We start from the raw sequence: 25,161 nt of genomic DNA on the forward strand, positions 1-25,161 counted from the left end.
CCGGTGCCGGTGCGGGTGAGGCCGGTGGTTCGCGGGACGGGGTGCGTGAGCCGCGGGCGGGGGTGGCGGCCCTCTCCCCCCGCTACCAGGTGTGCGCCGCGCTCGCGATCGCCGTCGTCGCGGTCGCCGTCTGCCTTCATGTCGGCATGGTGTTCCTGCACGTCGCGCCGTCGAACACGGTCACCAAGGCGCACGGCAAGGCGATCGACGACTGGATCTACCCGGAGTTCGAGCAGAACTGGAAACTGTTCGCGCCGAACCCGTTGCAGCAGAACATCGCCGTCCAGGTCCGCGCGCAGGTGCGCACCGCGGACGGCGGATCGCGGACCACCGGCTGGTACGACCTGTCCGCGCAGGACGGTCGCGCCATCGACGCCAACCTGGTGCCGAGCCACACCCAGCAGAACGAGTTGCGCCGCGCGTGGGACTTCTTCACCGCGACGCACGACAACGACAACCGCTCGGTAGGCGTCCGGGGCGCTCTCGCCGAGACGTATCTGCGCCGCATCGTGGTGCTGCGTCTGGAGCGCGGCGGCCTGACCGCGGGCGGCGGTGTCGTCGAGCGGGTCCAGGTCCGCTCCCGGACCATCAACGTGACCCCGCCGAAATGGAGCACCGAGAAGGTGTCGACGAGCCCGGTGTACCGCGAACTGTCCTGGTGGTCGGTGCCGGACCGCGCGATCGACGGAGGCACGCGGTGAACCGGGTCTCCTTGTCGGTGTCCGCCGGCATCGCCCGTGTCACGGGGTCGGCGCTCGGGCCGTACCAGAGCGCCGTGGTCCGCATCGGCTTCAGCCTGACCTGGCTGCTGTTCCTGTTGCGTGAGTTCCCCCACCGTGCGGAGCTGTACGGTCCCGACGGCCCGTGGAACTGGGAGCTGGCCCGGCAGCTGATCGACTCCAACGGGGCGTTCACGGTCCTGATGTGGTCCGACGGGCGGGCCTGGTTCGAGCTGGTGTACGCGCTCGCGCTGCTCTCCGGCGCGCTGCTGCTGCTGGGGTGGCGCACCCGCGCGATGTCGGTGCTGTTCATGGTGGGCGTGCTGTCGCTGCAGAACCGCAGCGTCTTCGTCGGCGACGGCGGCGACAACGTCCTGCACCTGATGTCGGTCTACCTGGTGTTCATGCGCTGCGGCCGGGTGTGGTCGCTGGACGCGCGGCGGGCCCGGCGCGAACAGGAGGCCCACGCGCGGGGGGAGCGTTTCTCCGACCGGGTCGGCCCGGCGCTGTGGGCCGTGTCGGGGTGTGTCCTGGTCGTCGCGACCGTGACGGACCGTTTCCACAGCGAGTGGACGATTCCCGCGCTCCTGTGGGCGGCCTGGTGCGTGCAGGGGCTCTGGTGGGCCGTCGGGCGGCTGAGGAGGTCGGCGGAGCCGCGGATCCTGTTCGACGTGATCGGCAACGTGCTGCACAACGGAGCACTGGTCGTGATCATGGTCGAGGCCTGTCTGATCTACGCGACGGCCGGCTGGTACAAGATCCAGGGTTCGCGCTGGCAGGACGGCACCGCCGTCTACTACCCGCTGCACCTGGACTACTTCTCGCCGTGGCCGATGCTCGCCGACCTGCTGTCCGCCAGCGGCACGATGGTCATGATCGCCACCTACGGGACCGTCATCGTGCAGGTGGCCTTCCCGTTCACCCTCTTCAACCGGCGGGTGAAGAACGTTCTGCTGGCGGTGATGATGACCGAGCACGCGGTGATCGCCGTCGTGCTGGGGCTGCCGTTCTTCTCGCTCGCGATGATCGCGACCGACGCCGTCTTCCTGCCCACTCCGTTCCTGCACCGGCTGGGCGGCTGGGCGGCACGCGCGCGTGAGCTGACGTTCTCCGGGGACGGCCGCAGCCGCGACGGCACAAGCGGCAGCGGCGACGGCCGTGGTGGTCAGGGCGACGACGGCGGGGGCGACGGGGGCGGGGCCGGGCAGGCGCCGGCGGACGGGGATGACGCGGCACCCGCGCGCGTAGGGTTCACGGCATGACCGACCCTGTGACCGGCGGCGATCCGCTCGGCCGGTGGCACCGTCTCGCCGGCGGCGCGGTGCTGCTCGACGGCTTTCACGCGCTCAAGCACGCCCTGCGTTTCGGGGCCGAGGTGCCGGTGGCGGTCGCCGTCGACCGGCCCGCGGCCCTGGCCCTCGCCGGGGAACTGGCCCCCGACGTGCGCGCGACGCTGGACGCTCTGCTGACGGAGGTCACGGAGGCGACGTACGCCTCCCTGGTGCCGCGCCCGCATCCCACCGGGGTCGCCGCGCTGGCCGTGCGGCCCACGCGTGCGGCCAACCTGGAGCGGCTGCGGCGCATGCCCCGGACCGCTCCCGTCGTCGTCCTCGACCACCCGCGCAACCTGGGCAACGCGGGTGCGGTGATCCGGCTGGCCGCCGGTTTCGGGGCGGCCGGCGTGCTCACCACCGGGACGCTCGACCCCTGGCACCCGACCGTGCTGCGGGGCGGGGCGGGACTGCACTTCGCGACCGCCGTGGAGCGGACGGGCGTCGACGAGCTGCCCGCCGGCCCGGTGTTCGCCCTCGACCCGGAGGGCGACGACATCCGGGGCGTGAAGCTCCCCGACGACGCCCTCCTCGCGTTCGGCTCCGAGCGCAGCGGGCTCTCCGCCGAGCTGCGCGCGCGGGCCGACCATCTGCTCGCCCTGCCGATGCGCCCCCAGGTCTCCAGTTACAACCTCGCGACCAGCGTGGCCATGACGCTGTACCACTGGAGCGCCCAGGGGGGCGGGCGGCCCGCAGCCCGGCCCGTTCCCTAGGGCCGCCTCACGCTCAGCCCTGGCTGCGGACCTCGACCACCCGGAAGCGGTTGGCGACGAACGCGCCGTCGGTGAGGGCCGCGTTGGCCGCCGGGTTGCCGCCCGAGCCGTGGAAGTCGGAAAAGGCGGCCGTCTGGTTGACGTACACGCCTCCCGTGAGGTTGAGGGAGAGCTGGGCCGCCTCCTCCAGGCAGGCCTCCTGGATCGCTTCCTCCATCTCGCCGTCGGTGGTGTACGCGCCGACCGTCATCGCGCCCTTCTCGCGCACCGTGCGCCGCAGCAGGGCGACGGCGTCGGCCGCCGAGTCGACGGCGACGGCGAAGGAGACCGGGCCGAAGCACTCGCTCATGTAGGCGGCCTCGTCGTCCGGCTTCGCCCCGTCCAGCTTGACGATCACCGGGGTGCGCACGACCGCGTCCGGGAAGTCCGGGTTGCTCACCTCGCGGGAGGCGAGGGCGACCTCGCCGAGGCCCGCGGCCGCCTCCAGGCGCGCCTTGACGTCCGGGTTGACGATCGCGCCGAGGAGGGCGTTGGCGCGGGCGTCGTCGCCGAGGAGTCCGTCGACCGAGCGGGCCAGGTCGGCGACGACCTCGTCGAAGCTCTTCGGGCCGTCGTCGGTGCGGATGCCCTCGCGGGGGATCAGCAGGTTCTGCGGGGTGGTGCACATCTGGCCGCTGTACAGGGACAGCGAGAACGCCAGGTTGGCGAGCATGCCCTTGTAGTCCGCGGTGGAGTGCACGATCACCGTGTTGACGCCGGCCTTCTCGGTGTAGACCTGCGCCTGGCGGGCGTTGGCCTCCAGCCAGTCGCCGAAGGCGGTCGATCCGGTGTAGTCGACGATCCTGATCTCGGGCCGGGTGGCGAGCGTCTTGGCGATGCCCTCGCCGGGACGTTCGGCGGCGAGCGCCACCATGTTCGGGTCGAAGCCGGCCGCGGCGAGGACCTCGCGGGCGACGCCCACGGTGAGCGCGAGCGGCAGCACCGCGCGCGGGTGGGGCTTGACCAGGACCGCGTTGCCGGTCGCCAGGGAGGCGAACAGGCCCGGGTAGCCGTTCCATGTGGGGAAGGTGTTGCAGCCGATGAGCAGGGCGATGCCGCGCGGGACCGGGGTGAAGCTCTTGGTCAGCGTGAGCGGGTCGCGCTTGCCCTGGGGCTTGCTCCACTCCGCGGCGTTGGGGGTGCGGGCCTGCTCCGCGTACGCGTAGGCCACCGCTTCCAGGCCGCGGTCCTGCGCGTGCGGGCCGCCGGCCTGGAACGCCATCATGAAGGCCTGGCCGGAGGTGTGCATGACCGCGTGCGCGAACTCGTGCGTGCGGTCGCTGATCCGCTTGAGGATCTCCAGGCAGACCACCGCGCGGACCTCGGCGCCGGCGTCGCGCCAGGCGCGCTGTCCGGCCTTCATGGCGGGCAGCAGTTCGTCCACGTCCGCGTGCGGGTACGTCACGCCCAGTTCGACGCCGTACGGCGACACCTCACCGCCCACCCAGCCGTCGGTGCCGGGCTGGCCGAGGTCGAGGCGGGTGTTCAGGACGGCGTCGAAGGCGGCCTTGCCGGCCGCGGCGTCCAGACTGCCGTTCTCCCCGTATGCCTTGGGGTGTTCCGGGTGCGGGGACCAGTACGCGCGGGTACGGATCGCTTCCAGGGCCTGGTCGAGGGTGGGCCGGTGCTGGGCGATCAGAGCGTGCGCGGTCAGTTCGGCGGCGGCCATGCGGGACCAACTCCTCGTCTTGAGAACTCTCCGTCGAGCTCATGGCCTGGCGGAAACCTGGGCGGGAACAGCCAGTCACCGCTAGAGTAACCGAACGATCGGTCGGGACAAGGGGGCCTGCCGCATCTGTGGAAAACCCCGTGCGGGAGGATCGCGCACATGACAGCACTCGACCTCAGCAGCCCCGTGGCCGTCGTCGGCGCCGGCACCATGGGCCAGGGCATCGCCCAGGTCGCGTTGGTCGCGGGCCACCCGGTGCGGCTGTACGACGCCGTCCCGGGCCGGGCCCGTGAAGCGGCCGCCGCGATCGGCGCCCGCCTCGACCGGCTCGTCGAGAAGGACCGCTTCGCGGCCGGTGACCGCGACGAGGCACGCGCGCGTCTGCACGCCGCCGAGGACCTCGCCGACCTCGCCGACTGCTCCCTGGTCGTCGAGGCCGTCGTCGAACGGCTGGACGTCAAGCAGGAGCTGTTCCGGCAGCTGGAGGACGTGGTCGGCGAGGACTGTCTGCTCGCCACCAACACCTCGTCCCTGTCGGTGACCGCCGTCGGCGGAGCCCTGCGCAACCCCGGCCGCTTCGTGGGCCTGCACTTCTTCAACCCGGCGCCGCTGCTGCCGCTGGTCGAGGTCGTCTCCGGGTACGCCACCGACGTCACCTCGGCCACGCGCGCGTACGAGACCGCCCGCTCCTGGGGCAAGACGCCGGTCGCCTGCGCCGACACCCCCGGCTTCATCGTGAACCGCATCGCCCGGCCCTTCTACGCCGAGGCGTTCGCCGTATACGAGGCGCAGGGCGCCGACCCGGCCACCATCGACGCCGTGCTGCGCGAGTCGGGCGGCTTCCGGATGGGCGCGTTCGAGCTGACCGACCTGATCGGGCAGGACGTCAACGAGTCGGTGACGCACTCCGTGTGGCAGTCCTTCTTCCAGGACGCGCGCTTCACGCCCTCCCTCGCCCAGCGCCGCCTCGTCGAGTCGGGCCGGCTCGGCCGCAAGAGCGGCCAGGGCTGGTACGACTACCGCGAGGGGGCCGAGCGGGCCGAACCGCACACCGCGGAGAAGGCGCAGCCGCCCGCCTACGTCGTCGCCGAGGGCGACCTGGGCCCCGCCTCGGAGCTGCTCGCGCTGATCCGGGAGGCGGGCATCCAGGTCCGCGAGGAGGAAGAGGACCACGGCACCCGCCTGGTCCTGCCCAGCGGCGGTCAGCTGGCCCTCGCCGACGGCCAGACCTCCGTGGAGTTCCGGGACGTCGTCTACTTCGATCTGGCCCTGGACTACCGCAAGGCCACCCGCATCGCCCTGTCCGCCTCGCAGGACACCGCCGGGCAGACCATGTCCGAGGCGATCGGCCTCTTCCAGGCGCTCGGCAAGGACGTCAGCGTCATCGGCGACGTCCCCGGCATGATCGTCGCCCGCACGGTCGCCCGCATCGTCGACCTCGCGCACGACGCCGTCGCCAAGGGCGTCGCCACCGAGGAGGACATCGACACCGCGATGCGCCTGGGCGTGAACTACCCCCTCGGCCCCTTCGAGTGGAGCCGCAGGCTGGGCCGCATGTGGGCCTACTCGCTCCTGGACGACCTCCACGACCGCGACCCCGGCGGCCGCTACGCGCCGTCCCTCGCGCTCTACCGGCACTCCTACGCCACCGAGAAGCGGGAGGGCGCGTCGTGACCACCACCAAGCGCGACACCTACACCCCGGAGACCCTGCTCTCCGTCGCCGTCCAGGTCTTCAACGAGCGCGGCTACGACGGCACGTCCATGGAGCACCTCTCCCGGGCGGCCGGCATCTCCAAGTCGTCGATCTACCACCATGTCGCGGGCAAGGAGGAACTGCTGCGGCGGGCCGTCAGCCGCGCACTGGACGGGCTGTTCGGGATCCTCGGCGAGGAGCACGCGCGCGTGGGGCAGGCGTCGCACCGCCTGGAGTACGTCGTGCGGCGCATGGTCGAGGTGCTGATCGGCGAACTGCCGTACGTGACGCTGCTGCTGCGTGTGCGCGGCAACACCGACACCGAGCGCTGGGCCCTGGAACGGCGCCGGGACTTCGACCACCGGGTCGCCGAGCTGCTGCGCGCGGCCGCCGCCGACGGGGACGTCCGCGGCGACATGGAGGTGCGGCTCGCCACCCGCCTGGTCTTCGGGATGATCAACTCGATCGTCGAGTGGTACCGGCCCGGCGGCCGGGGGATGGTCGAGAGCGAAGTGGCGGACGCCGTGGTGCGGCTGGTCTTCGAGGGCCTGCGGACGGCCCCGGCCGACCCGGACACCGCCGCGTAGACGCCTGGACGTCCTGACGCCCTGGACGCCCTGACCGGCGGGCGCGGCCGGTCCGGCAGGTCCGAGGCACGTCCCCCGGCTCAGCTCTGGGGCTCCAGGTCCTCCTCCTCGAAGACCAGCAGGGTGCGGGTGCTGAGCACCTCCGGGATCGCCTGGAGCCGGGTCAGCACCACCTCGCGCAGCGCCCGGTTGTCGGGCGTGTGCACCAGCAGCAGGACGTCGAAGTCGCCCCCGACGAGAGCGATGTGGGAGGCGCCGGGCAGCTGTCTGAGCTGCTCGCGCACCGTCCGCCAGGAGTTCTGCACGATCTTCAGGGTGATGTAGGCGCTCGTGCCCTGCCCGGCGCGCTCGTGGTTCACACGGGCGCCGAAGCCGCGGATGACGCCGTCGTCGATGAGCCGGTTGATCCGCGCGTAGGCGTTGGCCCGCGACACGTGGACCCGTTCGGCGACCGACCGTATCGAGGCGCGCCCGTCGGCCTGGAGCATCTGCAGGATGTCCTGGTCGATGGCGTCGAGCGGGCGCGCCGGCGGCAGCGACGCGCCGGCCGGCGGCGGCAGCCCCGTCGACGGGGCCGGCCCGCCCGACGGCGCGGGTCCCGCCGTCGGGCCCCCGGGCGGCACAGGACCGGCCGACGGCCCGGGTCCCCCGGACGGCGCAGTGCCGGCCGTCGGCGGGGGCGCGCTCTGCGCGGGGCCGACCGGCGGAATCGCGGCACCGTTCTCCGGCCCCTCGGCCATTTGTTCAGGTGCCATGTCCCCCCGCCTTCCCCGCATGGACGTACTGCGTCCATCTCAGGTTGTGGAGAACCGTTTGTCCACAGCCTGAGGGGGCCTGTAGCCAAAATGTGCCGACGACCGAACAATCGGTAGGTGAGGCGGGTCACAGCCGACACGCCTCCCGTAGCCGCATCCCCGAGGAGGTGCCGTCATGACGGTCATGGAGCAGCGGGGCACGTACCGGCCGACTCCGCCGCCGGCCTGGCAGCCCCGTACCGACCCCGCGCCGCTGCTGCCCGACGCGGAGCCGTACCGCGTCCTCGGCACCGACGCGGCCGCACAGGCCGACCCGGAGCTGCTGCGCCGGCTGTATGCCCAGCTGGTGCGCGGCCGCCGCTACAACACCCAGGCCACCGCGCTCACCAAGCAGGGCAGACTCGCCGTCTACCCCTCCAGCACCGGCCAGGAGGCCTGCGAGGTCGCCGCCGCGCTGGTCCTGGAGGAGCGCGACTGGCTGTTCCCCAGCTACCGGGACACCCTCGCCGTCGTCGCACGCGGCGTGGACCCCGTCGAGGCCCTCACCCTGCTGCGCGGCGACTGGCACACCGGCTACGACCCGTACGAGCACCGGGTGGCGCCGCTGTGCACCCCGCTCGCCACCCAGCTCCCGCACGCCGTGGGCCTCGCGCACGCCGCCCGCCTCAAGGGCGACGACGTGGTCGCGCTCGCCATGGTCGGCGACGGCGGCACCAGCGAGGGCGACTTCCACGAGGCCCTGAACTTCGCCGCCGTCTGGCAGGCGCCGGTCGTCTTCCTCGTGCAGAACAACGGCTTCGCCATCTCCGTGCCGCTCGCCAAGCAGACCGCCGCGCCCTCGCTGGCCCACAAGGCCGTCGGATACGGCATGCCGGGCCGGCTGGTCGACGGCAACGACGCGGCCGCCGTGCACGAGGTGCTCGCCGACGCGGTGCGCCGCGCGCGGGAGGGCGGCGGCCCGACGCTCGTGGAGGCGGTCACCTACCGCATCGACGCCCACACCAACGCCGACGACGCCACCCGCTACCGCGGTGACGCCGAGGTGGAGACCTGGCGCGAGCACGACCCGATCCAGCTGCTGGAGCGCGAGCTGACCGCGCGCGGGCTGCTCGACGACGAGGCCAGGCAGTGCGCGCGGGACGCCGCCGAGGAGATGGCCGCCGACCTGCGCGCCCGGATGAACCAGGACCCGGTCCTCGACCCCATGGACCTGTTCTCGCACGTGTACGCCGAGCCCACTGCTCAGCTGCGCGAGCAGCAGGCGCTGCTGCGGGCCGAGCTCGAGGCCGAGCAGGAAGGCGCGCACTGATGACGACGGTCGCCCTCAAGCCCGCCACCATGGCGCAGGCCCTCACGCGCGCGTTGCGCGACGCCATGGCCGACGACCCGTCCGTCCACGTCCTGGGCGAGGACGTGGGCGCCCTCGGCGGCGTCTTCCGGGTCACCGACGGGCTGGCGAAGGAGTTCGGCGAGGACCGCTGCACGGACACCCCGCTCGCCGAGGCCGGCATCCTCGGCACCGCCGTCGGCATGGCCATGTACGGTCTGCGGCCGGTCGTCGAGATGCAGTTCGACGCGTTCGCCTACCCGGCGTTCGAGCAGCTCATCAGCCATGTCGCCCGGATGCGCAACCGCACCCGCGGCCGGATGCCCCTGCCGATCACCGTCCGGGTGCCCTACGGCGGCGGCATCGGCGGCGTGGAGCACCACAGCGACTCCTCCGAGGCCTACTACATGGCCACCCCGGGCCTGCACGTCGTCACGCCCGCCACGGTCGCCGACGCCTACGGCCTGCTGCGCGCCTCCATCGCCTCCGACGACCCGGTGGTCTTCCTCGAACCCAAGCGCCTGTACTGGTCCAAGGACGCCTGGAACCCGCAGGAGCCGACGGACGTCGAGCCCATCGGGCGTGCGGTGGTGCGGCGTCAGGGCCGCAGCGCCACGCTGATCACGTACGGGCCGTCGGTGCCGGTCTGCCTCGAAGCCGCCGAGGCGGCGCGGGCCGAGGGCTGGGACCTGGAGGTCGTCGACCTGCGCTCGCTGGTCCCGTTCGACGACGAGACGGTCGCCGCGTCGGTGCGGCGCACCGGACGCGCGGTCGTCGTGCACGAGTCGGGCTCCTTCGGCGGCCCGGGCGGGGAGATCGCCGCCCGCGTCACCGAGCGCTGCTTCCACCATCTGGAGGCGCCGGTGCTGCGCGTGGCCGGGTTCGACCTGCCGTATCCGCCGCCGATGCTGGAGCGCCACCACCTGCCCGGCGTCGACCGCATCCTGGACGCCGTGGCGCGGTTGCAGTGGGAGGCCGGGAACTGATGGCACAGGTGCTGGAGTTCAAGCTGCCCGACCTCGGTGAGGGACTCACCGAGGCGGAGATCGTGCGCTGGCTGGTCCAGGTCGGCGACGTGGTCGCCGTCGACCAGCCGGTCGTCGAGGTCGAGACGGCCAAGGCGATGGTCGAGGTGCCCTGCCCCTACGGGGGCGTGGTGACCGCCCGCTTCGGCGAGGAGGGCACGGAACTGCCCGTCGGCGCCCCGCTGATCACGGTCGCGGTCGGCGCGCCGGCCTCCGGCGCAGCCGAGGTCGAGGCCGCGACCGGGGGCTCGGGCAACGTTCTCGTCGGATACGGCACATCGGAGGCGCCCGCGCGCAGGCGCCGGGTCCGCTCCGCGCGACCGGAACCGGCCGCCACCGCCGAAGCCACCGTCGCGGTCGACGGCACGGCCCCGGCGGTCCCGGCCGCACAGGCCGCACCGGCCGCACCGGCTGAGGCGCTCGGCGGGCCCGTCCCCGTGATCTCGCCGCTGGTGCGCCGGCTCGCTCGGGAGAACGGGCTGGACCTGCGCGAACTCAGGGGCTCGGGACCGGAGGGTCTCATCCTGCGGGCCGACGTCGAGAGCGCGCTGCGGGTGGCCGTGCCGCGCGAAGAGCCCGGGCAGGAGGCCCCGCGTGCCGGCGGGACCGCCGCCCTCGCCGGCGGACGCCGCGTGCCGCTCAAGGGCGTCCGTGGCGCCGTCGCCGACAAGCTGTCGCGCAGCCGGCGGGAGATCCCGGACGCGACCTGCTGGGTGGACGCCGACGCGACCGAACTGATGCGGGCCCGGACGGCGATGAACGCGGCGGGCGGGCCGAAGATCTCCCTCCTCGCGCTGCTCGCCCGTATCTGCACCGCGGCGCTGGCCCGGTATCCGGAGCTGAACTCCACCGTCGACCAGGCCGCCCGCGAGATCGTCCGGTTCGACCAGGTCCACCTCGGCTTCGCCGCACAGACCGACAGGGGCCTCGTCGTGCCCGTGGTCCGTGACGCGCACGCACGGGACGCCGAGGGGCTCACCGCGGAGTTCGCCCGGCTCACCGAGGCCGGCCGCGAGGGACGGCTCACTCCCGCGGACCTGACCGGCGGCACCTTCACGCTGAACAACTACGGAGTGTTCGGCGTCGACGGCTCCACGCCGATCATCAACCACCCGGAGGCGGCCATGCTCGGCGTCGGCCGCATCGTCCCCAAGCCGTGGGTGCACGAGGGCGAGCTGGCGGTGCGCCAGGTCGTTCAGCTCTCGCTCACCTTCGACCACCGGGTGTGCGACGGCGGCACGGCGGGCGGCTTCCTGCGCCATGTGGCCGACTGCGTGGAGCAGCCGGCGGTGCTGCTGCGCACCCTGTGACCGGGGGCGCCCCGCCGCCCTCGCCGCCCTCTCCGTGTTCGCCGTGGTCCCGGGGGTCCGAATCCCCGGGACCGGCCCGCATACTCGGAGGGTGACCTCGAACGAGCCCGCCGCCCACGACGCCGTCGTGCTGGCCGGCGGCGGCGCCCGCCGGCTCGGCGGGGCCGACAAACCGGGCGTGCGGGTGGGCGGCCGCGCCCTGCTCGACCGGGTCCTCGACGCCTGCGCCGACGCCCGCGCCACCGTCGTCGTCGCGGCCCCCCGCCCCACCGCCCGGCCCGTGCGCTGGGCGCGCGAGAATCCGCCGGGTGCGGGCCCTGTCGCCGCGCTGGACGCCGGTCTGCGCCACATCACGGCGGACGACGTCCTCGTCCTCTCCGCCGATCTGCCCTTCCTCGCGCCCGACGCCCTGCGGCGGCTGCTGAGCGCGCTGCGTTCCGGCGGAGCCGAGGGCGCGCTCCTCACCGACGCGGACGGCCGCGACCAGCCGCTCGTCGCCGCGTACCGCACGGCCGCGCTGCGCCGCGGACTGGCGGCGCTCACCGCTGCCCACGGCGGCCTCACGGGGCTGCCCCTGCGCCGGCTCACCGCCGGACTCGACCTCGTCCGCGTCCCCGACCCGGTCGGAGCCTTCGACTGCGACACCTGGGACGACATTGCCACCGCCAGGGCCCGTATCAGGGAGCATGACCACGTGCTGGATGAATGGATTTCCGCAGTCAAGGCCGAACTGGGCGTCGACCTCGACGTCGACACCGGCGTCCTCCTCGACCTCGCCCGGGATGCGGCCCACGGCGTGGCCCGGCCGGCCGCCCCTCTGACGACCTTCCTGGTCGGTTACGCGGCCGCCCGGGCGGGAGGCGGCTCCGAAGCCGTCGCCGAGGCCGCCCGCAAGGCCGCCGCGCTGGCCCTGCGCTGGGCCCAGGAGGCCGAAGAGGAGGCCGCCGGGCAGGAAGCCGGACAGGGAGCCGGACAGGACGAGGCCGCCGGGAACGACGGCCCGGGACCGGACGCCGGATGACCCCGCACGGCGCCCGGCAGGGTCTCGACGCCGAGGACCTCGACGTCGAGGAGGCGCTCGCCCTGGTGAAGGACGGCAACGGCTCCGCCCGCCCGGCCGGCGGCTCCCGCCCCGACCGGCGAGGATCCGCCCCCTCCCCGTCCACCGGGGCCGCGGACGCCGGCCACCGGGAGGCCGGGGAGCGGCGCCACCGCGCCACGGCCTGGTCCGAAGCCCGGACGATCGCCGCCCGCGCCGCCCGGCCGGGCGCCCGCCCCGCCCCCGTCTCCGTCGGTCTCGGCGACGCGCTGGGGCTGGTGCTGGCCGCCCCGCTGACCGCGCTCACCGACCTGCCCTCGTTCGACACGTCGGCGATGGACGGATGGGCCGTCGCGGGCCCCGGCCCCTGGCACGTACGGGAGGAGGGCGTGCTCGCCGGGAGTTCCGCGCCCGCCCCCCTCGCCGACGGCGAGGCCGTCCGCATCGCCACCGGCGCCCGCATCCCGCTGGACACCACCGCGGTGCTGCGCAGCGAGCACGGCCGCACCGACGACGGCGGCCGACTGCATCCGACCCGCGAGATGCAACACGGCCAGGACATCCGGCCGCGCGGCCAGGAGTGCCGCACCGGCGACCAACTGCTCCTCGCCGGGGCGGTGGTGACACCGGCGGTCCTCGGTCTCGCCGCCGCCGCCGGCTACGACACGGTGACCGTCGTGCCCCGGCCCCGGGTGGAAGTCCTGGTGCTCGGCGACGAACTGCTCGCCGAGGGCCGGCCGCACGACGGCCTCATCCGGGACGCGCTCGGTCCGATGCTGCCGCCGTGGCTGCGAGCCCAGGGCGCCGAGGTCATCGCCGTACGCAGGCTCCGGGACGAGGCGAAGGCCCTGCTCAAGGCCATCACATCGTCGGACGCCGATCTGATCGTCACCACCGGGGGCACGGCCTCGGGGCCCGTCGACCATGTGCACCCCACACTGCGCCGGATCGACGCCGAACTCCTCGTCGACGGCGTCAAGGTGCGGCCCGGACATCCCATGCTGCTGGCCCGGGTCGAGGAGGGGCAGCACCTCGTCGGTCTGCCCGGCAACCCTCTCGCCGCCGTCTCCGGCCTGCTCACCCTCGCCGAACCGCTGCTGCGCACGCTCGCCTCCCGCGGGGCTCCCGAGCCCTACACGTTGCCGCTGCGGGAGTCCGTACAGGGGCACCCGCACGACACGCGGCTCATCCCGGTGGTGCTGCGGGGCGACCACGCCGTGCCGCTGCACTACAACGGTCCGGCCATGCTGCGGGGCATCGCGGCGGCCGATGCCCTCGCCGTCGTACCGCCGGGCGGCGCACCGGCGGGTCAGGAGGCGGAAGTGCTCGACCTGCCGTGGACCACGGCCGGGATCGGCGCCTGTTTCACGTGAAACAGGGCGTGTTTCACGTGAAACGCCGCCTTTGTTTCACGTGAAACACCGTCATGACGGCTCGGGTGCCGGGATGGTCCGGCTCACCGTGATGACCCGGTCCCCCTGCTGGAGACGGGCGAGCCGGGGGTCGGTGTAGTCGATCAGTTCCTTGCCCCGGACCACGGCCACCACGAGGTCCTTGCAGGCGCGGGGATCCTTGCCGGCTTCCGCATGGGTGATCGGGCGCTCGATGAGGTCCAGGCCGCTGCCGATGGTCATCAGGCTCTCCAGTGTCCGGGCCACGGTCGGGCTCACCATCGACACGCCGAGCAGCCGTCCGGCGGAACTGGAACTGGTGATCACGGTGTCGGCGCCGCTCTGTTTGAGCAGCGGCACGTTCTCGTCCTCACGGGCGGCGACCACGATGGTGGCGCGCCGGTTCAGCTGCCGGGCGGTCAGGGTGACCAGGGCGGCCGTGTCGTCGCGTTGGGGCGAGACGATCACTCGGCGGGCGTGCTGCACCTCGGCCTTGACCAGCGTCTCCGAACGGGTGGCGTCGCCCGTCACCGCCACCAGCCCGTCGTCCCCGGCGAGCAGCGCCGCCTTGCGCTGGGCGTCCACGATGACGATGTGCTCCTTGGGGATGCCCTGTCCGACGAGGGTCTGCACCGCGTGGCGGCCCTTCGTGCCGTATCCGACGACCACGATGTGGCCGCTGGTGCGGGACCGCCAGCGATGGATGCGGACCTGCTGGCGGGTGCGCTCGGTGAGGACCTCCAGGGTGGTGCCGACCAGGATGATCAGGAACAGCACGCGCAGCGGGGTGATGACCAGGATGTTGACCAGCCGGGCCGTGTCGCTGACCGGGGTGATGTCGCCGTAGCCGGTGGTGGAGAGGGTGACGGTGGCGTAGTAGGCCGCGTCCAGCAGTCCGACGGAGCCGTCGGAGTTGTCGTTGTAGCCGTCATGGTCGACGTAGACGATCAGTGTGGTGAGGGCCAGCACCAGAAGCCCCAGGGCCAGCCGCCGCAGCACCTGAAGGAGCGGCGGCGCGCCGACGCGCACGGGCATCGTGATGGTGCGGCCCGCTTCGGCGTCGTCGCGGGCTTCCGAGCGCGAGCGGTACCAGAGGGACCTGAACAGTGAGAACCTGGGCCTGCCGGGCTGTCGTTCATGGTCCTTCATCGTGTGCCCCCTGCTGACGGTGATCCGATCGGTGGGCACCATGGTTCCCGGCGGGTCCGCGCCCGTCATGAATCAACACGTGTCCCTGGCCCCCCAGATGTTCATGATCCCCGGAGGTCCCCTTGCGTGACCACATTGTCGTCGTCGGCTTCGGCACGAAGGGACGGTCCGCGATCCGGACGGCCTGCGCCGCGGGGCTGCGCAAGGACCAGGTCGTGGTGATCGACCCGAGCGCGAAGGTGGTCGAAGCCGCGACGGCCGAAGGGTACGAGGGCGTGGTCGGCGACGCGACGCGCAGCGACGTGCTGCGGCGGGCCGAGGTGCAGCGGGCGGGCCGGATCGTCATCGCGACCCAGCGCGACGACACGGCCGTTCTGGTCGTGCTCACCGCCCGCCAGCTCAACCCCGGCGCGAAGATCATGGCGGCTGTCCGCGAGGAGGAGAACGCGCCGCTGCTCAAGCAGTCGGGCGCCGACGAGGTCATCACCAGCGCCGGGGCGGCCGGACGGCTGCTGGGGCTGTCGGTGCTCAGCCCGGCGGCGGGCCGGGTCATGGAGGACCTCATCCAGCAGGGCGACGGGCTCGACCTGGTCGAACGCCCGGTCACCAAGGCCGAGGCGGGCCTCGGGCCGCGCGACACGGCCGACCTCGTGGTCAGCGTCGTGCGCGGGCATCGCGTCCTCGCCTACGACGACCCGGCGATCGGGGTGTTGCAGCTCACCGACCGGCTGGTCTCGATCGTGCGGATGGGGCCGGACCGAAGGCATGCCCAGCTCGGCGCCCCGGGGATGCCCGGAGTGCCGCCCCTGCCGCCGGCCTGAACCCTGAGCCGGCCGACAGCCGTCCGGCCCCGGCCGTCTGTTCCCGGCCGTCCTGCCCCCGGCCGTTCGCCCGTGGCCTTCCGGACGAAGCCGGGGAGTAGCGTCGTCCTCATGTATGCGATCACGATTCCCGAACCCGGCGGTCCCGAGGCGCTGGTCTGGGACGAGGTGCCCGATCCCGTTCCCGGCGAGGGCGAGGTCCTGGTCGAGGTGGTGGCCGGCGCCGTCAACCGCGCCGACATCCTGCAGCGGCAGGGCTTCTACGACCCGCCGCCCGGTGCGTCGCGCTATCCCGGCCTGGAGTGCTCCGGCAGGATCGCCGCGGTCGGTCCGGGCGTAACCGGCTGGAACACCGGCGACGAGGTGTGCGCGCTGCTCGCGGGCGGCGGCTACGCCGAGAAGGTGGCCGTGCCGGCCGGTCAGCTGCTTCCGGTGCCCGAAGGCGTCGACCTCCGGCAGGCCGCCGCGCTCCCCGAGGTGACCAGCACCGTCTGGTCGAACGTCTTCATGATCGCCCACCTCCGTCCCGGTGAGACGCTGCTCGTGCACGGCGGTTCCAGCGGCATCGGCACCATGGCGATCCAGCTGGCCAAGGCCGTCGGCGCGCGGGTCGCCGTCACCGCGGGCACCAAGGAGAAGCTGGACAAGTGCGCCGAACTGGGCGCCGACATCCTGGTCAACTACCGCGAGCAGGACTTCGTCGCCGAGGTCAGGCAGGCCACCGCCGGGGCCGGCGCGGACGTCATCCTCGACAACATGGGCGCGAAGTACCTGGACCGCAATGTCCAGGCCCTCGCCGTCAATGGCCGTCTCGCGATCATCGGCATGCAGGGCGGCGCCAAGGGCGAGCTGAACATCGGTGCGCTGCTCGGCAAGCGGGCCGCCGTCACCGCGACCTCGCTGCGGGCCCGTCCCCTGGAGGAGAAGGCCGCGATCGTGGCGGCCGTGCGCGAGCACGTCTGGCCGCTGGTCGCCGCAGGCCGGGTGCGCCCCGTCGTCGACCGCGAGGTCCCGATGAGCGACGCGGCCGCCGCCCACCGGATCGTGGAGGAGAGCGGCCACGTCGGCAAGGTCCTGCTGGTCGCACCCTGACACCCCGCACCCCGCACCCCGACACCCTGGCACCCGGCCGGGTGGGACCCCGGGCGGGCGGTGTCAGCTGCGGCGGAGGCGGAGGGCGGCGATCGCCAGGGCGATGCCGAGGCCGATGAGGACGAGCCCGCTGCCGAGCGGGAGGATCTGCAGGACGGGGCCGTCGGCCCGGTCCCCCTGGGTAGCCGCCTGCCGCAGGGAGTCCTCCGGCGCCGAGGTCACGGGCGCGGGGGCGTCGGCGCGGGAGTCCTCCGGCGCCGAGGTCACGGGCGCGGGGGCGTCGGCGGTCTGGGACGTGCCGTCGTCGGCGTGGTCGCCGTCGCCGGCCTCCAGCTCGCCGTCCCCTGCGTCCGGGTCCTCACCGGAGTCGTCCTCGCTTTCCGGGTCCTGCGCGGTCGCGTCCTCGTCCGCGTCCTCGCGCCCGGGCCGCGCGCGTCCCTCGCCCGCCCGGCTGCCGGCCCGGTCGGGTTCGTGCGGGGAGGGGGAGGGGGTGGCCGAAGCGGGCGCGTCGGCGTATGCCGGGAGGCGTCCGCGCGCCGGACCGGCCGCGTACGACGCGGCGCCCCCGTATGTCAGCACCAGGACTCCCGCCAGGGCCGTCATGGCCGCTCGGGTCCCGCACCATGCCCACTGCCTCGGAGTCACGTCCGTGACCCCCTCCCGGTGACCGTTCGCCAAGAAAACACCCACCAAGCGTGACATCGGGGCATTTCGCCCGCATTCCGGACTCCGCCGAACGGACACGCACGCAAACACGGGATCGCCTTTCACGGGGGGCACCACGGTGATGAGGTGGGCACGTGCGCGACAATGACGGCATGGAGATGCCGAGGAACGAAAGGTCGCCGGAGAACGCCCAGAGGATCCTGGTCGTAGGCCAGGACGGCATGGCGCTCGGCGGCACCGACGCCGACGAGGACTCCCGTGAGATTCCGGTGACGGAGCAGGTCGAGCAGCCGGCGAAGGTCATGCGGATCGGAAGCATGATCAAGCAGCTTCTGGAGGAGGTGCGCGCGGCTCCTTTGGACGAGGCGAGCCGGGCCCGGTTGAAGGAGATCCACTCCAGCTCGGTGAAGGAGCTGGAGGACGGCCTGGCCCCGGAACTGGTGGAGGAACTGGAGCGACTGTCCCTGCCGTTCAACGAGGAGTCGACGCCGAGCGACGCGGAGCTGCGCATCGCGCAGGCCCAGTTGGTCGGCTGGCTGGAGGGCCTCTTCCACGGCATCCAGACCACGCTCTTCGCCCAGCAGATGGCCGCGCGGGCCCAGCTGGAGCAGATGCGCCGCGCGCTGCCGCCCGGCATGAGCCATGAGGGCGCGGACGACCCGCGCGCCGCGGGCGGCCGTTCGGGCGGGCCGTACCTGTAGTCGTCAGCGGCCGTCCGCAGTACACGCAGACACGCAGTACACATCAAGGGCCCGGCGTCACCCGCCGGGCCCTCTCACATGCAGTTGCCCGCAGGTCATGCAGTCGTCCGTTACACAGTCGTCCGCAGGCAGTCGTCCGCAGGTCGCCGCCGAAGACGGGCGGCGGACGCGCCGGCCGGTCCTCAGGCCGGGTTGCCGGTGGAGACCTTCAGTTCGATCTCGGGCATGTCCTTGGGGTCGACGTCCGTGCCGGCCGAGGGGAACTGGTCCATGACCGCGCCGTCGCCGTACGTGTTCTCGTCGACCTTCGTGATCTTGTATGGCCAGCCGGCGGCCTGGAAGCAGGCCTTGACCGAACCGATGTACTTGAACCGGAAGTTCGGCACCCGGATCTTGTCGGGGTCGTTGTACGACTCCTGCGGCTCGGAGCACTCCGTCGCCTCGATCGTCTTGGAGGTGTCCGGCGCGCGGTAGTCCGCCGCCTTCGTCACCACCGGCGAGGAACTCGCGGTCCCGCCGCCGCCCTTGGCATCGTCGTCGCTGCCGCCGCCCACGGTGAGGCTGGCGATCAGACCGCCGACCGCGACGACGGCGACGACGGCCGAGCCGATGAGGACCGGCTTGTTGTTCCTGCGGCCGCCACCCGAGGGCACGGGGGTCGACGGCTGCGGGCCGAGGTTGTACGGGGTGTGCGGCGCCTGCTGGTTGTACGCCGGAGCGGGCGTCTGGTAGCCGCCCTGCTGCGGGTAGCCGTAGGACGCCGCGGGCGCCGGAGTGCCGTAGGGGTTCGGGTTGGGGCCGGGCTGGTACGGCGTCTGCACGCTTCCCTGCGGCGGGGTGCTCTGGCCGACCGGCGGGAACACCGCCGAGCCGACGCCCGCGCCGCTGGACGTCTGCGCGCCCGGGACGATGCTCGGCGGGGCGGGCTGGAAGGACGCGGCGACGCGCAGGCACTCGTCGCGCATGGCGACGGCGGTCGGGAAACGCTCGTTCGGGTTCTTCTTCAGCGCGCGGGCGACGAGCGCGTCGACGGCCGGCGGCAGCGCCCGGTTGATCGAGGAGGGGGCCACCGGCTCCTCCTGCACGTGCGCGTACGCGATCGCAAGCGGTGAATCGGCCTCGAACGGCAGCCGTCCGGTGACCAGTTGGAAGAGCATGATGCCGACCGAGTACAGGTCGGAGCGGGCGTCCACCCCGCGTCCGAGGGCCTGTTCGGGCGAGAGGTACTGGGGGGTTCCGACGACCATGCCGGTCTGCGTCATCGAGGTGACGCCGGACTGCATGGCGCGGGCGATGCCGAAGTCCATCACCTTGACCACGCCGCGCTTGGTCATCATCACGTTGCCGGGCTTGATGTCGCGGTGGACCAGGCCCATCTCGTGGCTGATCTCCAGCGCCGCCAGCACGTCCGCGGTGATCTTCAGCGCCTTGTCGGCCGGCATCGCGCCCTGCCGGCGCACGTCCTCGTCGAGCACCGAGCCGAGCGGGCGGCCCTCGATGTACTCCATGACGATGTAGGGGGTGGTGAGCCCGTCCACGTCGTCCTCGCCCGTGTCGAAGACGGAGACGATGTTGGTGTGCGTGAGCTTGGCCACGGCCTGCGCCTCGCGGCGGAAACGCTCGCGGAAGGCCTGTTCACGGCCCAGTTCGGTGTGCAGGGTCTTGACCGCGACCTGACGGTCGAGCACGGCGTCGTAGGCGAGGTGGACCGAGGCCATGCCGCCCTCGCCGAGCAAGTCGCGCAGCTGATACCGGCCGGCGGCGAGCGCCCGCCCCGCGTACCGGCCCTGCGCGCCGTCCTGGCTCATCTTCTGCGTCCCCCGTCGGCCGTCTGGCGCCGTTGACTGTCGTTGATCGGAAGTGCTATTCCCGGCCAAGTCTGCCGCAGGGCACCGACACGTCAAGTTCGGTGCCCGTTCCGTGACCCTACGAGAAAGAAGCGTCGCGGAAGCGTTACAGGCGCCGTACGGCCGGTACACACAATTTGCACGGCTGCACGGCGTACGGGTTTGATGGCCGGTCCGTCCCGGACCGGCGCCGGGGGCCCGCCCCGGGGATCGTTCCGGGGATCGTCCCGGACCGGCGGCTTGCGCGGAGGCTGTAGCGTGGCCGACGGAGACCGTGACAACACCGCGCGCACCGCGGGCAGAAACGACGGCGAGGACTGATGGCACAGCAGCGCGCTCAGGGCCCGTCCGACCCCGAGGCGACTGGCGGCGGTATGTCCGATGCGCCGGAGAACTGGGGCAACGGAGGGCTGGTCGGAGACGGCCGTTACCGGCTGACCCGCCGACTCGGCCGGGGCGGCATGGCCGAGGTGTTCGCGGCGGAGGACGTACGTCTCGGCCGCACCGTGGCGGTCAAGCTGCTGCGCGCCGACCTGGCCGAGGACCCCGTGTCCAAGGCCCGCTTCACGCGTGAGGCCCAGTCGGTGGCCGGCCTCAACCACCATGCGATCGTCGCCGTGTACGACTCCGGCGAGGACTTCGTGGGCGGCCAGAGCGTGCCGTACATCGTGATGGAGATCGTCGAGGGACGCACCATCCGCGACCTCCTCCTCAACGCCGAGGCGCCGGGGCCCGAGCAGGCCCTGATCATCACCTCGGGGGTGCTGGAGGCGCTCGCCTACTCGCACCAGCACGGCATCGTGCACCGCGACATCAAGCCGGCGAACGTGATCATCACGCACAACGGCGCCGTCAAGGTGATGGACTTCGGCATCGCGCGCGCCCTGCACGGCGCGTCGACGACGATGACGCAGACCGGCATGGTCATGGGCACCCCGCAGTACCTCTCGCCGGAGCAGGCGCTCGGCAAGGCCGTCGACCACCGCTCCGACCTGTACGCCACCGGCTGTCTGCTGTACGAGCTGCTGGCGCTGCGGCCCCCCTTCACCGGCGAGACGCCGCTGTCGGTGGTCTACCAGCACGTGCAGGACATCCCGGTGCCGCCGTCGCAGACCTCGGGCGGCGAGTGCCCGCCGGAGCTGGACGGCCTGGTCATGCGTTCCCTCGCCAAGGATCCCGACGACCGTTTCCAGACGGCGGAGGAGATGCGCGGCCTGGTCCAGTACGGCTTGCAGATGCTGTACGACCAGGGCGGCCACACCGGCACCTGGAACACCGGGCCGGTGGGGGCGGCGGGCGGCGCCGGCACGCCCGCCGGCGGTTTCGCGAGCACGACGGCCGTGCTGCCGCACGGAGCCGACGGCTCCAGCACCTCGCAGATCCCGCAGCAGATCCTGCCCACCGGCTACGGCGGCGGCGACGACGGCGGGTTCGAGGGCCACGGCAACAAGGGCAGCGGCCGCGGCAAGCTGTGGATCCTCGCCGTGTTCGCGGTGATCGCCATCGCCGCGGGCGTCGCGCTCGCGCTGAACAACCGGGGCGACGGAACCGGCGGCGGAGGGACCTCCCCGACGCCGTCCGTCTCGCCGTCCGTGTCGGACACCGCGCCGAGCGAGCAGCCCAGCGACGAGGAGAGCCAGACGTCCAGCGACGACACCTCGGACGACAACACCGGCTCCAACACGAACCAGAACTACTCGCCGTCGTACAAGCCCTCCTCCTCGCCTGCCTCCTCGCCGTCCCCGTCCGCGAGCGGCGAGCCGACGGACGAGGAGACGGGCGGCCAGCCCTCGGACGAGCCCACCGACACGGAGACGGAGCCGAGCGCTCCGGCCTCGGGCAACGAGACGGGCGGAACCGATCCGGGCAACACCACCCTCGGCGGCGGCCTCACCGGCGGCTGACCGGACCGGCCGGTCACACCGGCCGCGAAGCAGTTCCTCTCCTCCACGCGCGCGTGGGCCCCTGCCGGGGTCCCACGCGCGCGTGCGTATGGGGTGGGTGTCCCGGGGCCAGGGGCGGTGCACGGTGCATGTGCCGGTGCCGGGCTGGGGCCGCTGGGGAGAAGGAGGGAGACCCGCGGGGGCCGGCGGGCTCCTCCGGGTCAGTCGGTGAACGCTCCGCGGACGGCGTCGTACTCGCGCGTCCACCACACCGCGAGCGCCGAGGACGCCGGGAACTGGGAGTCCACGCGGGTGTCGCCGCGCTCGTAGTGCCAGCGCAGCATCCAGAAGTCGTTGAGCCGCTCCCACCACACGCGGTGCACGGCCGCCGCGAGTTCACCGGACGAGGCCCCGGCCGTGCGCCGGTACGCGCGTGCGTACTCCCTCGCCTTCGGCAGGTCGAGCGTGCCGTCGGGCCGGACGAAGAAGATGGCGGCCGCGCGGACGGCCTCCTCCGCGCGGGGCTGCACCCCCAGCCGGTCCCAGTCGACGATGGCGGCGGGTGCGTCCCCGCGGTAGAGCAGGTTGAAGGGGTGGAAGTCCCCGTGCACCCAGCCGACCGGTCCGCCGTGCGGGGGCCGCCGGTCCGCGTGCCGTTCCAGCAGCCGGCGCCGCTCCAGAAGGCGGTGGCGGGCCAGTTCGTCGAAGCAGTCGGCGGGGCGGTGGCGCCGCACGCGCGCGAGGAGGTCGTCGATGAGGACGAAGGTGTCCGCCGGGTCGGGACTCGGCGCGGGATCGTCGGACCGGCCGGGAGCGGGCGACGCGACGGGCGCACCGGCCGCCCCGTACGAGGACGCCGCTTCGGTCAGGCCGGCCGCGTCGCCGAAGGGCGCGGGGCCGACGTGGGCAGCCTGAGAGGCGCGGGCGGCGTGCGCGGCGGCAGCGCCGGGCGCGTCCGGCGGACCGGGAAGGCCACGCGGGCCGCTCACGTCGCGCGGGCCGGGGAGGCCGAGGCCCGCGTGGCCGCTGAAAGGGAAGGGGCCCGCCGCGGGAGAGGGCGTTTCCATGGGGGGCGCGTGTCCCGGACGAGGGGCCGGCCCGGTGCGGGCGGCGCGCCCGCCGGGGGCGTGCGCCGGTTCGCGCGCCGGAGGCACCCGCTCGCCCCGCGCCGACGACGGCTGCCCGGCGGAGGACGTGCGCATGACGTGCTCCAGGCCGGCGTGCACCACCCCCAGCAGTGCCCCGAGGCGGCCGCACTGACCGGGGGTGAGCTGGGAGCCGTGGCGGTGGCGGCCCTCGATCCAGGGGTGCAGGGCGTAGGCGTGGCCGCCGACGACGGCGACCGTGCGGCCGTCGCGTCCGGGCAGCGGTGGCGCCACGGGGACGCCCAGGTCGGCCAGGCGCTCGGTGGCCCGGTGCTGCCGGGCGATCGACGCGGGGTCGGCGGTGTCCGGGTCGAAGTGGTGTTTGAGGAAGTACCGGCCGCGGGTGGTGCGCAGCCGGTATCCGCGGTTGAGCAGGCCTTCCTCGACGGGCTCGCAGGCGAGCGCGGAGCCGGCGGCGTACCGGTGGAGCAGGGCGCCCAGAGGGGGCGCGTGGGGCACTGAGGGGGGTACACAGGAGCGCGGCACGCGCCCGATGCTAGGCCACTGAACGCGCCTGTGAGCTGCGCGTTGTCACAGACGGTCACCGAACTGCAACGGGAGTCACGGACGGTCGCATCCGGTCGCGCCGGGGCCCGACGCAAGGGGGCTCGCGGGAGGGCCGTCGCGCGGGCCGCCCGGCGGGTCCGGCGGCGGGCGGACCTGCGCCCCGACCGCCCGGACGGCCGCAGGTCGCTCCCCGATGGCTCTTCCCGTGGCGCGGGTGGCCGGGATAACGTGCCGTTGCTCCGGCCTCCTGCAAGGCTGTGACCAGGCTCCTTCCCGACTTTGCCGATTTACTTGGAAATCCAAGCAAAAACGCAGGTCAAGAGGGGTTTCACAGAAATGTGAAGCACTGGGTAACGTGTCGATCGCAGGGCGCTCGCCGGGGCACCTGTCACGCCTGTTCCGACCGAGTGGCACCCACCCCGTGCACGGGTGTCGGAAATCAGGTGAGCCGCTCCCTCAGGCTCCTGGAGAGCCGGGGGGACCCCAGCCACCCGGCGACCCCGGGGGCCGGACCGACGGAGGAGCACACGTGACCGTGGAGAGCACTGCCGCGCACAAGCCGCGACGCAGCGCCGGAAGCAAGGCCGGCGCGAGCGGCACCGAGCGCGCCCGCACCACCGCGAGGAAGAGCGCCGAGCCCGAGCTCGTGCAGCTGCTGACCCCGGAGGGCAAGCGGGTCAAGAACGCCAAGAACGCCGAGTACGCCAAGTACGTCTCCGGTGTCACCCCTGAAGACCTCCGCGGCCTCTACCGCGACATGGTGCTCACCCGCCGCTTCGACGCCGAGGCGACCGCCCTTCAGCGCCAGGGCGAACTGGGCCTGTGGGCCTCGCTGCTCGGCCAGGAGGCCGCCCAGATCGGCTCGGGCCGGGCCACCCGCGAGGACGACTACGTCTTCCCGACCTACCGCGAACACGGCGTCGCCTGGTGCCGCGGCGTCGACCCGACGAACCTGCTCGGCATGTTCCGCGGCGTCAACAACGGCGGCTGGGACCCCAACGGCAACAACTTCCACCTGTACACCATCGTCATCGGCTCCCAGACGCTGCACGCGACCGGGTACGCGATGGGCGTCGCCAAGGACGGCGCGGACAGCGCGGTCATCGCCTACTTCGGCGACGGCGCCTCCAGCCAGGGCGACGTGGCGGAGTCGTTCACCTTCTCCGCGGTCTACAACGCGCCGGTGGTGTTCTTCTGCCAGAACAACCAGTGGGCGATCTCCGAGCCCACCGAGAAGCAGACCCGCGTCCCGCTCTACCAGCGCGCCCAGGGCTACGGCTTCCCCGGCGTCCGCGTGGACGGCAACGACGTGCTGGCCTGCCTCGCGGTCACGCGGTGGGCCCTGGAGCGGGCCCGCAACGGCGAGGGCCCCACCCTCGTCGAGGCGTACACGTACCGCATGGGCGCGCACACCACCTCCGACGACCCGACGAAGTACCGGGCCGACGAGGAGCGCGAGGCGTGGGAGGCGAAGGACCCGATCCTGCGCCTGCGCCGCCACCTGGAGGCCTCAAACCACACGGACGAGGGATTCTTCGCGGAACTCGAAGCGGAGAGCGAGGCGTTGGGAAGGCGAGTGCGCGAAGCGGTCCGCGCCATGCCGGACCCGGACCGATTCGCGATCTTCGAGAACGTGTACGCGGACGGACACGCCCTGGTCGACGAGGAGCGCGCGCAGTTCGCCGCGTACCAGGCGTCGTTCGCGACGGAATCCGAGAGCGGCTTCGCCGCGGGTACGGGGGGAAACTGA

At 73.1% G+C, this 25,161-nt stretch carries 20 protein-coding genes and 1 pseudogene; 15 read left to right on the forward strand and 6 right to left on the reverse strand.

Annotated elements, in window-relative coordinates; genetic code table 11:
* Positions 1-41 precede the first annotated feature (41 nt).
* Genes OG802_RS18165 through OG802_RS18175 form a run of 3 tightly spaced genes read left to right on the forward strand, consistent with a single transcriptional unit; the run spans position 42 to position 2,763 of the window.
* A complete protein-coding gene (locus OG802_RS18165; RefSeq protein ID WP_443055268.1) occupies positions 42-701 on the forward strand; it encodes a DUF5819 family protein in 660 nt (219 codons plus the stop codon).
* On the forward strand, positions 698-1,981 hold the full coding sequence (locus OG802_RS18170) for an HTTM domain-containing protein (protein ID WP_329411798.1): 1,284 nt from the start codon (positions 698-700) through the stop codon (positions 1,979-1,981). The genes OG802_RS18165 and OG802_RS18170 overlap by 4 nt, the downstream gene beginning before the upstream one ends.
* Positions 1,978-2,763: a TrmH family RNA methyltransferase gene (locus OG802_RS18175; protein ID WP_329411800.1), complete on the forward strand. Its 786-nt coding sequence runs from the start codon at positions 1,978-1,980 to the stop codon at positions 2,761-2,763. Before OG802_RS18170 ends, OG802_RS18175 begins: the two co-directional genes overlap by 4 nt.
* Positions 2,764-2,776: 13 nt before the next feature.
* On the opposite strand, the gene paaN is transcribed toward OG802_RS18175, so the two are convergent.
* Positions 2,777-4,471, reverse strand: coding sequence for a phenylacetic acid degradation protein PaaN (paaN, locus tag OG802_RS18180; protein ID WP_329411801.1), 1,695 nt, complete (start codon positions 4,469-4,471; stop codon positions 2,777-2,779).
* A gap of 159 nt (positions 4,472-4,630) precedes the next feature.
* On the opposite strand from paaN, the gene OG802_RS18185 reads away from it, so the two are divergent.
* Together OG802_RS18185 and OG802_RS18190 are read left to right on the forward strand one after the other, a co-directional pair.
* Complete coding sequence (locus OG802_RS18185; protein ID WP_329411803.1) at positions 4,631-6,145, forward strand: 3-hydroxyacyl-CoA dehydrogenase; 1,515 nt, start codon at positions 4,631-4,633, stop codon at positions 6,143-6,145.
* Positions 6,142-6,753, forward strand: a complete 612-nt coding sequence (locus OG802_RS18190) for a TetR/AcrR family transcriptional regulator (RefSeq protein WP_329411805.1) — start codon at positions 6,142-6,144, stop codon at positions 6,751-6,753. Before OG802_RS18185 ends, OG802_RS18190 begins: the two co-directional genes overlap by 4 nt.
* Before the next feature lie 80 nt (positions 6,754-6,833).
* On the opposite strand, the gene OG802_RS18195 is transcribed toward OG802_RS18190, so the two are convergent.
* Positions 6,834-7,313, reverse strand: a complete 480-nt coding sequence (locus OG802_RS18195; RefSeq protein WP_329417160.1) for an Lrp/AsnC family transcriptional regulator — start codon at positions 7,311-7,313, stop codon at positions 6,834-6,836.
* 370 nt (positions 7,314-7,683) lie between these two features.
* Here OG802_RS18195 and pdhA (OG802_RS18200) point away from each other — a divergent pair, with 370 nt between their 5' ends.
* From pdhA (OG802_RS18200) to OG802_RS18220, 5 genes are all read left to right on the forward strand, one after another.
* Positions 7,684-8,817 carry a pyruvate dehydrogenase (acetyl-transferring) E1 component subunit alpha gene (gene pdhA / locus OG802_RS18200; protein WP_329411806.1) on the forward strand — a complete coding sequence of 378 codons (1,134 nt, stop codon included), beginning with the start codon at positions 7,684-7,686 and terminating at the stop codon, positions 8,815-8,817.
* The gene (locus OG802_RS18205; RefSeq protein ID WP_329411807.1) at positions 8,817-9,821 is read left to right on the forward strand and encodes an alpha-ketoacid dehydrogenase subunit beta; all 1,005 of its coding nucleotides are present in this window, start codon (positions 8,817-8,819) and stop codon (positions 9,819-9,821) included. The genes pdhA (OG802_RS18200) and OG802_RS18205 overlap by 1 nt, the downstream gene beginning before the upstream one ends.
* Complete coding sequence (locus OG802_RS18210; protein ID WP_329411808.1) at positions 9,821-11,170, forward strand: dihydrolipoamide acetyltransferase family protein; 1,350 nt, start codon at positions 9,821-9,823, stop codon at positions 11,168-11,170. Before OG802_RS18205 ends, OG802_RS18210 begins: the two co-directional genes overlap by 1 nt.
* Before the next feature lie 91 nt (positions 11,171-11,261).
* Positions 11,262-12,191 (forward strand): NTP transferase domain-containing protein, encoded by a 930-nt coding sequence (locus OG802_RS18215; protein ID WP_329411810.1) that lies wholly within the window; start codon positions 11,262-11,264, stop codon positions 12,189-12,191.
* Complete coding sequence (locus tag OG802_RS18220) at positions 12,188-13,582, forward strand: molybdopterin molybdotransferase MoeA (protein ID WP_329411812.1); 1,395 nt, start codon at positions 12,188-12,190, stop codon at positions 13,580-13,582. The genes OG802_RS18215 and OG802_RS18220 overlap by 4 nt, the downstream gene beginning before the upstream one ends.
* A gap of 51 nt (positions 13,583-13,633) precedes the next feature.
* Here the strand turns inward: OG802_RS18220 and OG802_RS18225 are convergent, their stop codons facing one another.
* Entirely contained in the window at positions 13,634-14,749 is a 1,116-nt protein-coding gene (locus tag OG802_RS18225) for a potassium channel family protein (protein WP_329417163.1), read from the reverse strand.
* A gap of 122 nt (positions 14,750-14,871) precedes the next feature.
* Between OG802_RS18225 and OG802_RS18230 the strand changes: the two are divergent.
* Both OG802_RS18230 and OG802_RS18235 read left to right on the forward strand, forming a co-directional pair.
* Positions 14,872-15,570 (forward strand): annotated as a pseudogene (locus tag OG802_RS18230) (potassium channel family protein); the annotation flags it as partial.
* A 111-nt stretch (positions 15,571-15,681) separates the two neighbouring features.
* Positions 15,682-16,662 (forward strand): NAD(P)H-quinone oxidoreductase, encoded by a 981-nt coding sequence (locus tag OG802_RS18235; protein ID WP_329411813.1) that lies wholly within the window; start codon positions 15,682-15,684, stop codon positions 16,660-16,662.
* A 63-nt stretch (positions 16,663-16,725) separates the two neighbouring features.
* Here OG802_RS18235 and OG802_RS18240 read toward each other — a convergent pair whose 3' ends face one another.
* The gene (locus OG802_RS18240) at positions 16,726-17,265 is read right to left on the reverse strand and encodes a hypothetical protein (RefSeq protein ID WP_329411815.1); all 540 of its coding nucleotides are present in this window, start codon (positions 17,263-17,265) and stop codon (positions 16,726-16,728) included.
* Positions 17,266-17,480: 215 nt separating this feature from the next.
* Between OG802_RS18240 and OG802_RS18245 the strand changes: the two genes are divergently transcribed.
* On the forward strand, positions 17,481-18,029 hold the full coding sequence (locus tag OG802_RS18245; RefSeq protein WP_329417165.1) for a bacterial proteasome activator family protein: 549 nt from the start codon (positions 17,481-17,483) through the stop codon (positions 18,027-18,029).
* A 182-nt stretch (positions 18,030-18,211) separates the two neighbouring features.
* On the opposite strand, the gene OG802_RS18250 is transcribed toward OG802_RS18245, so the two are convergent.
* Complete coding sequence (locus tag OG802_RS18250) at positions 18,212-19,837, reverse strand: protein kinase domain-containing protein (RefSeq protein ID WP_329411817.1); 1,626 nt, start codon at positions 19,835-19,837, stop codon at positions 18,212-18,214.
* A 356-nt stretch (positions 19,838-20,193) separates the two neighbouring features.
* Here OG802_RS18250 and OG802_RS18255 point away from each other — a divergent pair, with 356 nt between their 5' ends.
* Entirely contained in the window at positions 20,194-21,780 is a 1,587-nt protein-coding gene (locus tag OG802_RS18255; RefSeq protein WP_329417168.1) for a protein kinase domain-containing protein, read from the forward strand.
* Positions 21,781-21,980: 200 nt separating this feature from the next.
* Here the strand turns inward: OG802_RS18255 and OG802_RS18260 are convergent, their stop codons facing one another.
* Entirely contained in the window at positions 21,981-23,363 is a 1,383-nt protein-coding gene (locus OG802_RS18260; RefSeq protein WP_329411819.1) for a phosphotransferase, read from the reverse strand.
* A gap of 577 nt (positions 23,364-23,940) precedes the next feature.
* Between OG802_RS18260 and pdhA (OG802_RS18265) the strand changes: the two genes are divergently transcribed.
* The gene (gene pdhA, locus OG802_RS18265; protein WP_329411820.1) at positions 23,941-25,161 is read left to right on the forward strand and encodes a pyruvate dehydrogenase (acetyl-transferring) E1 component subunit alpha; all 1,221 of its coding nucleotides are present in this window, start codon (positions 23,941-23,943) and stop codon (positions 25,159-25,161) included.

This window comes from Streptomyces sp. NBC_00704, from assembly GCF_036226605.1.
GTDB lineage: Bacteria > Actinomycetota > Actinomycetes > Streptomycetales > Streptomycetaceae > Streptomyces.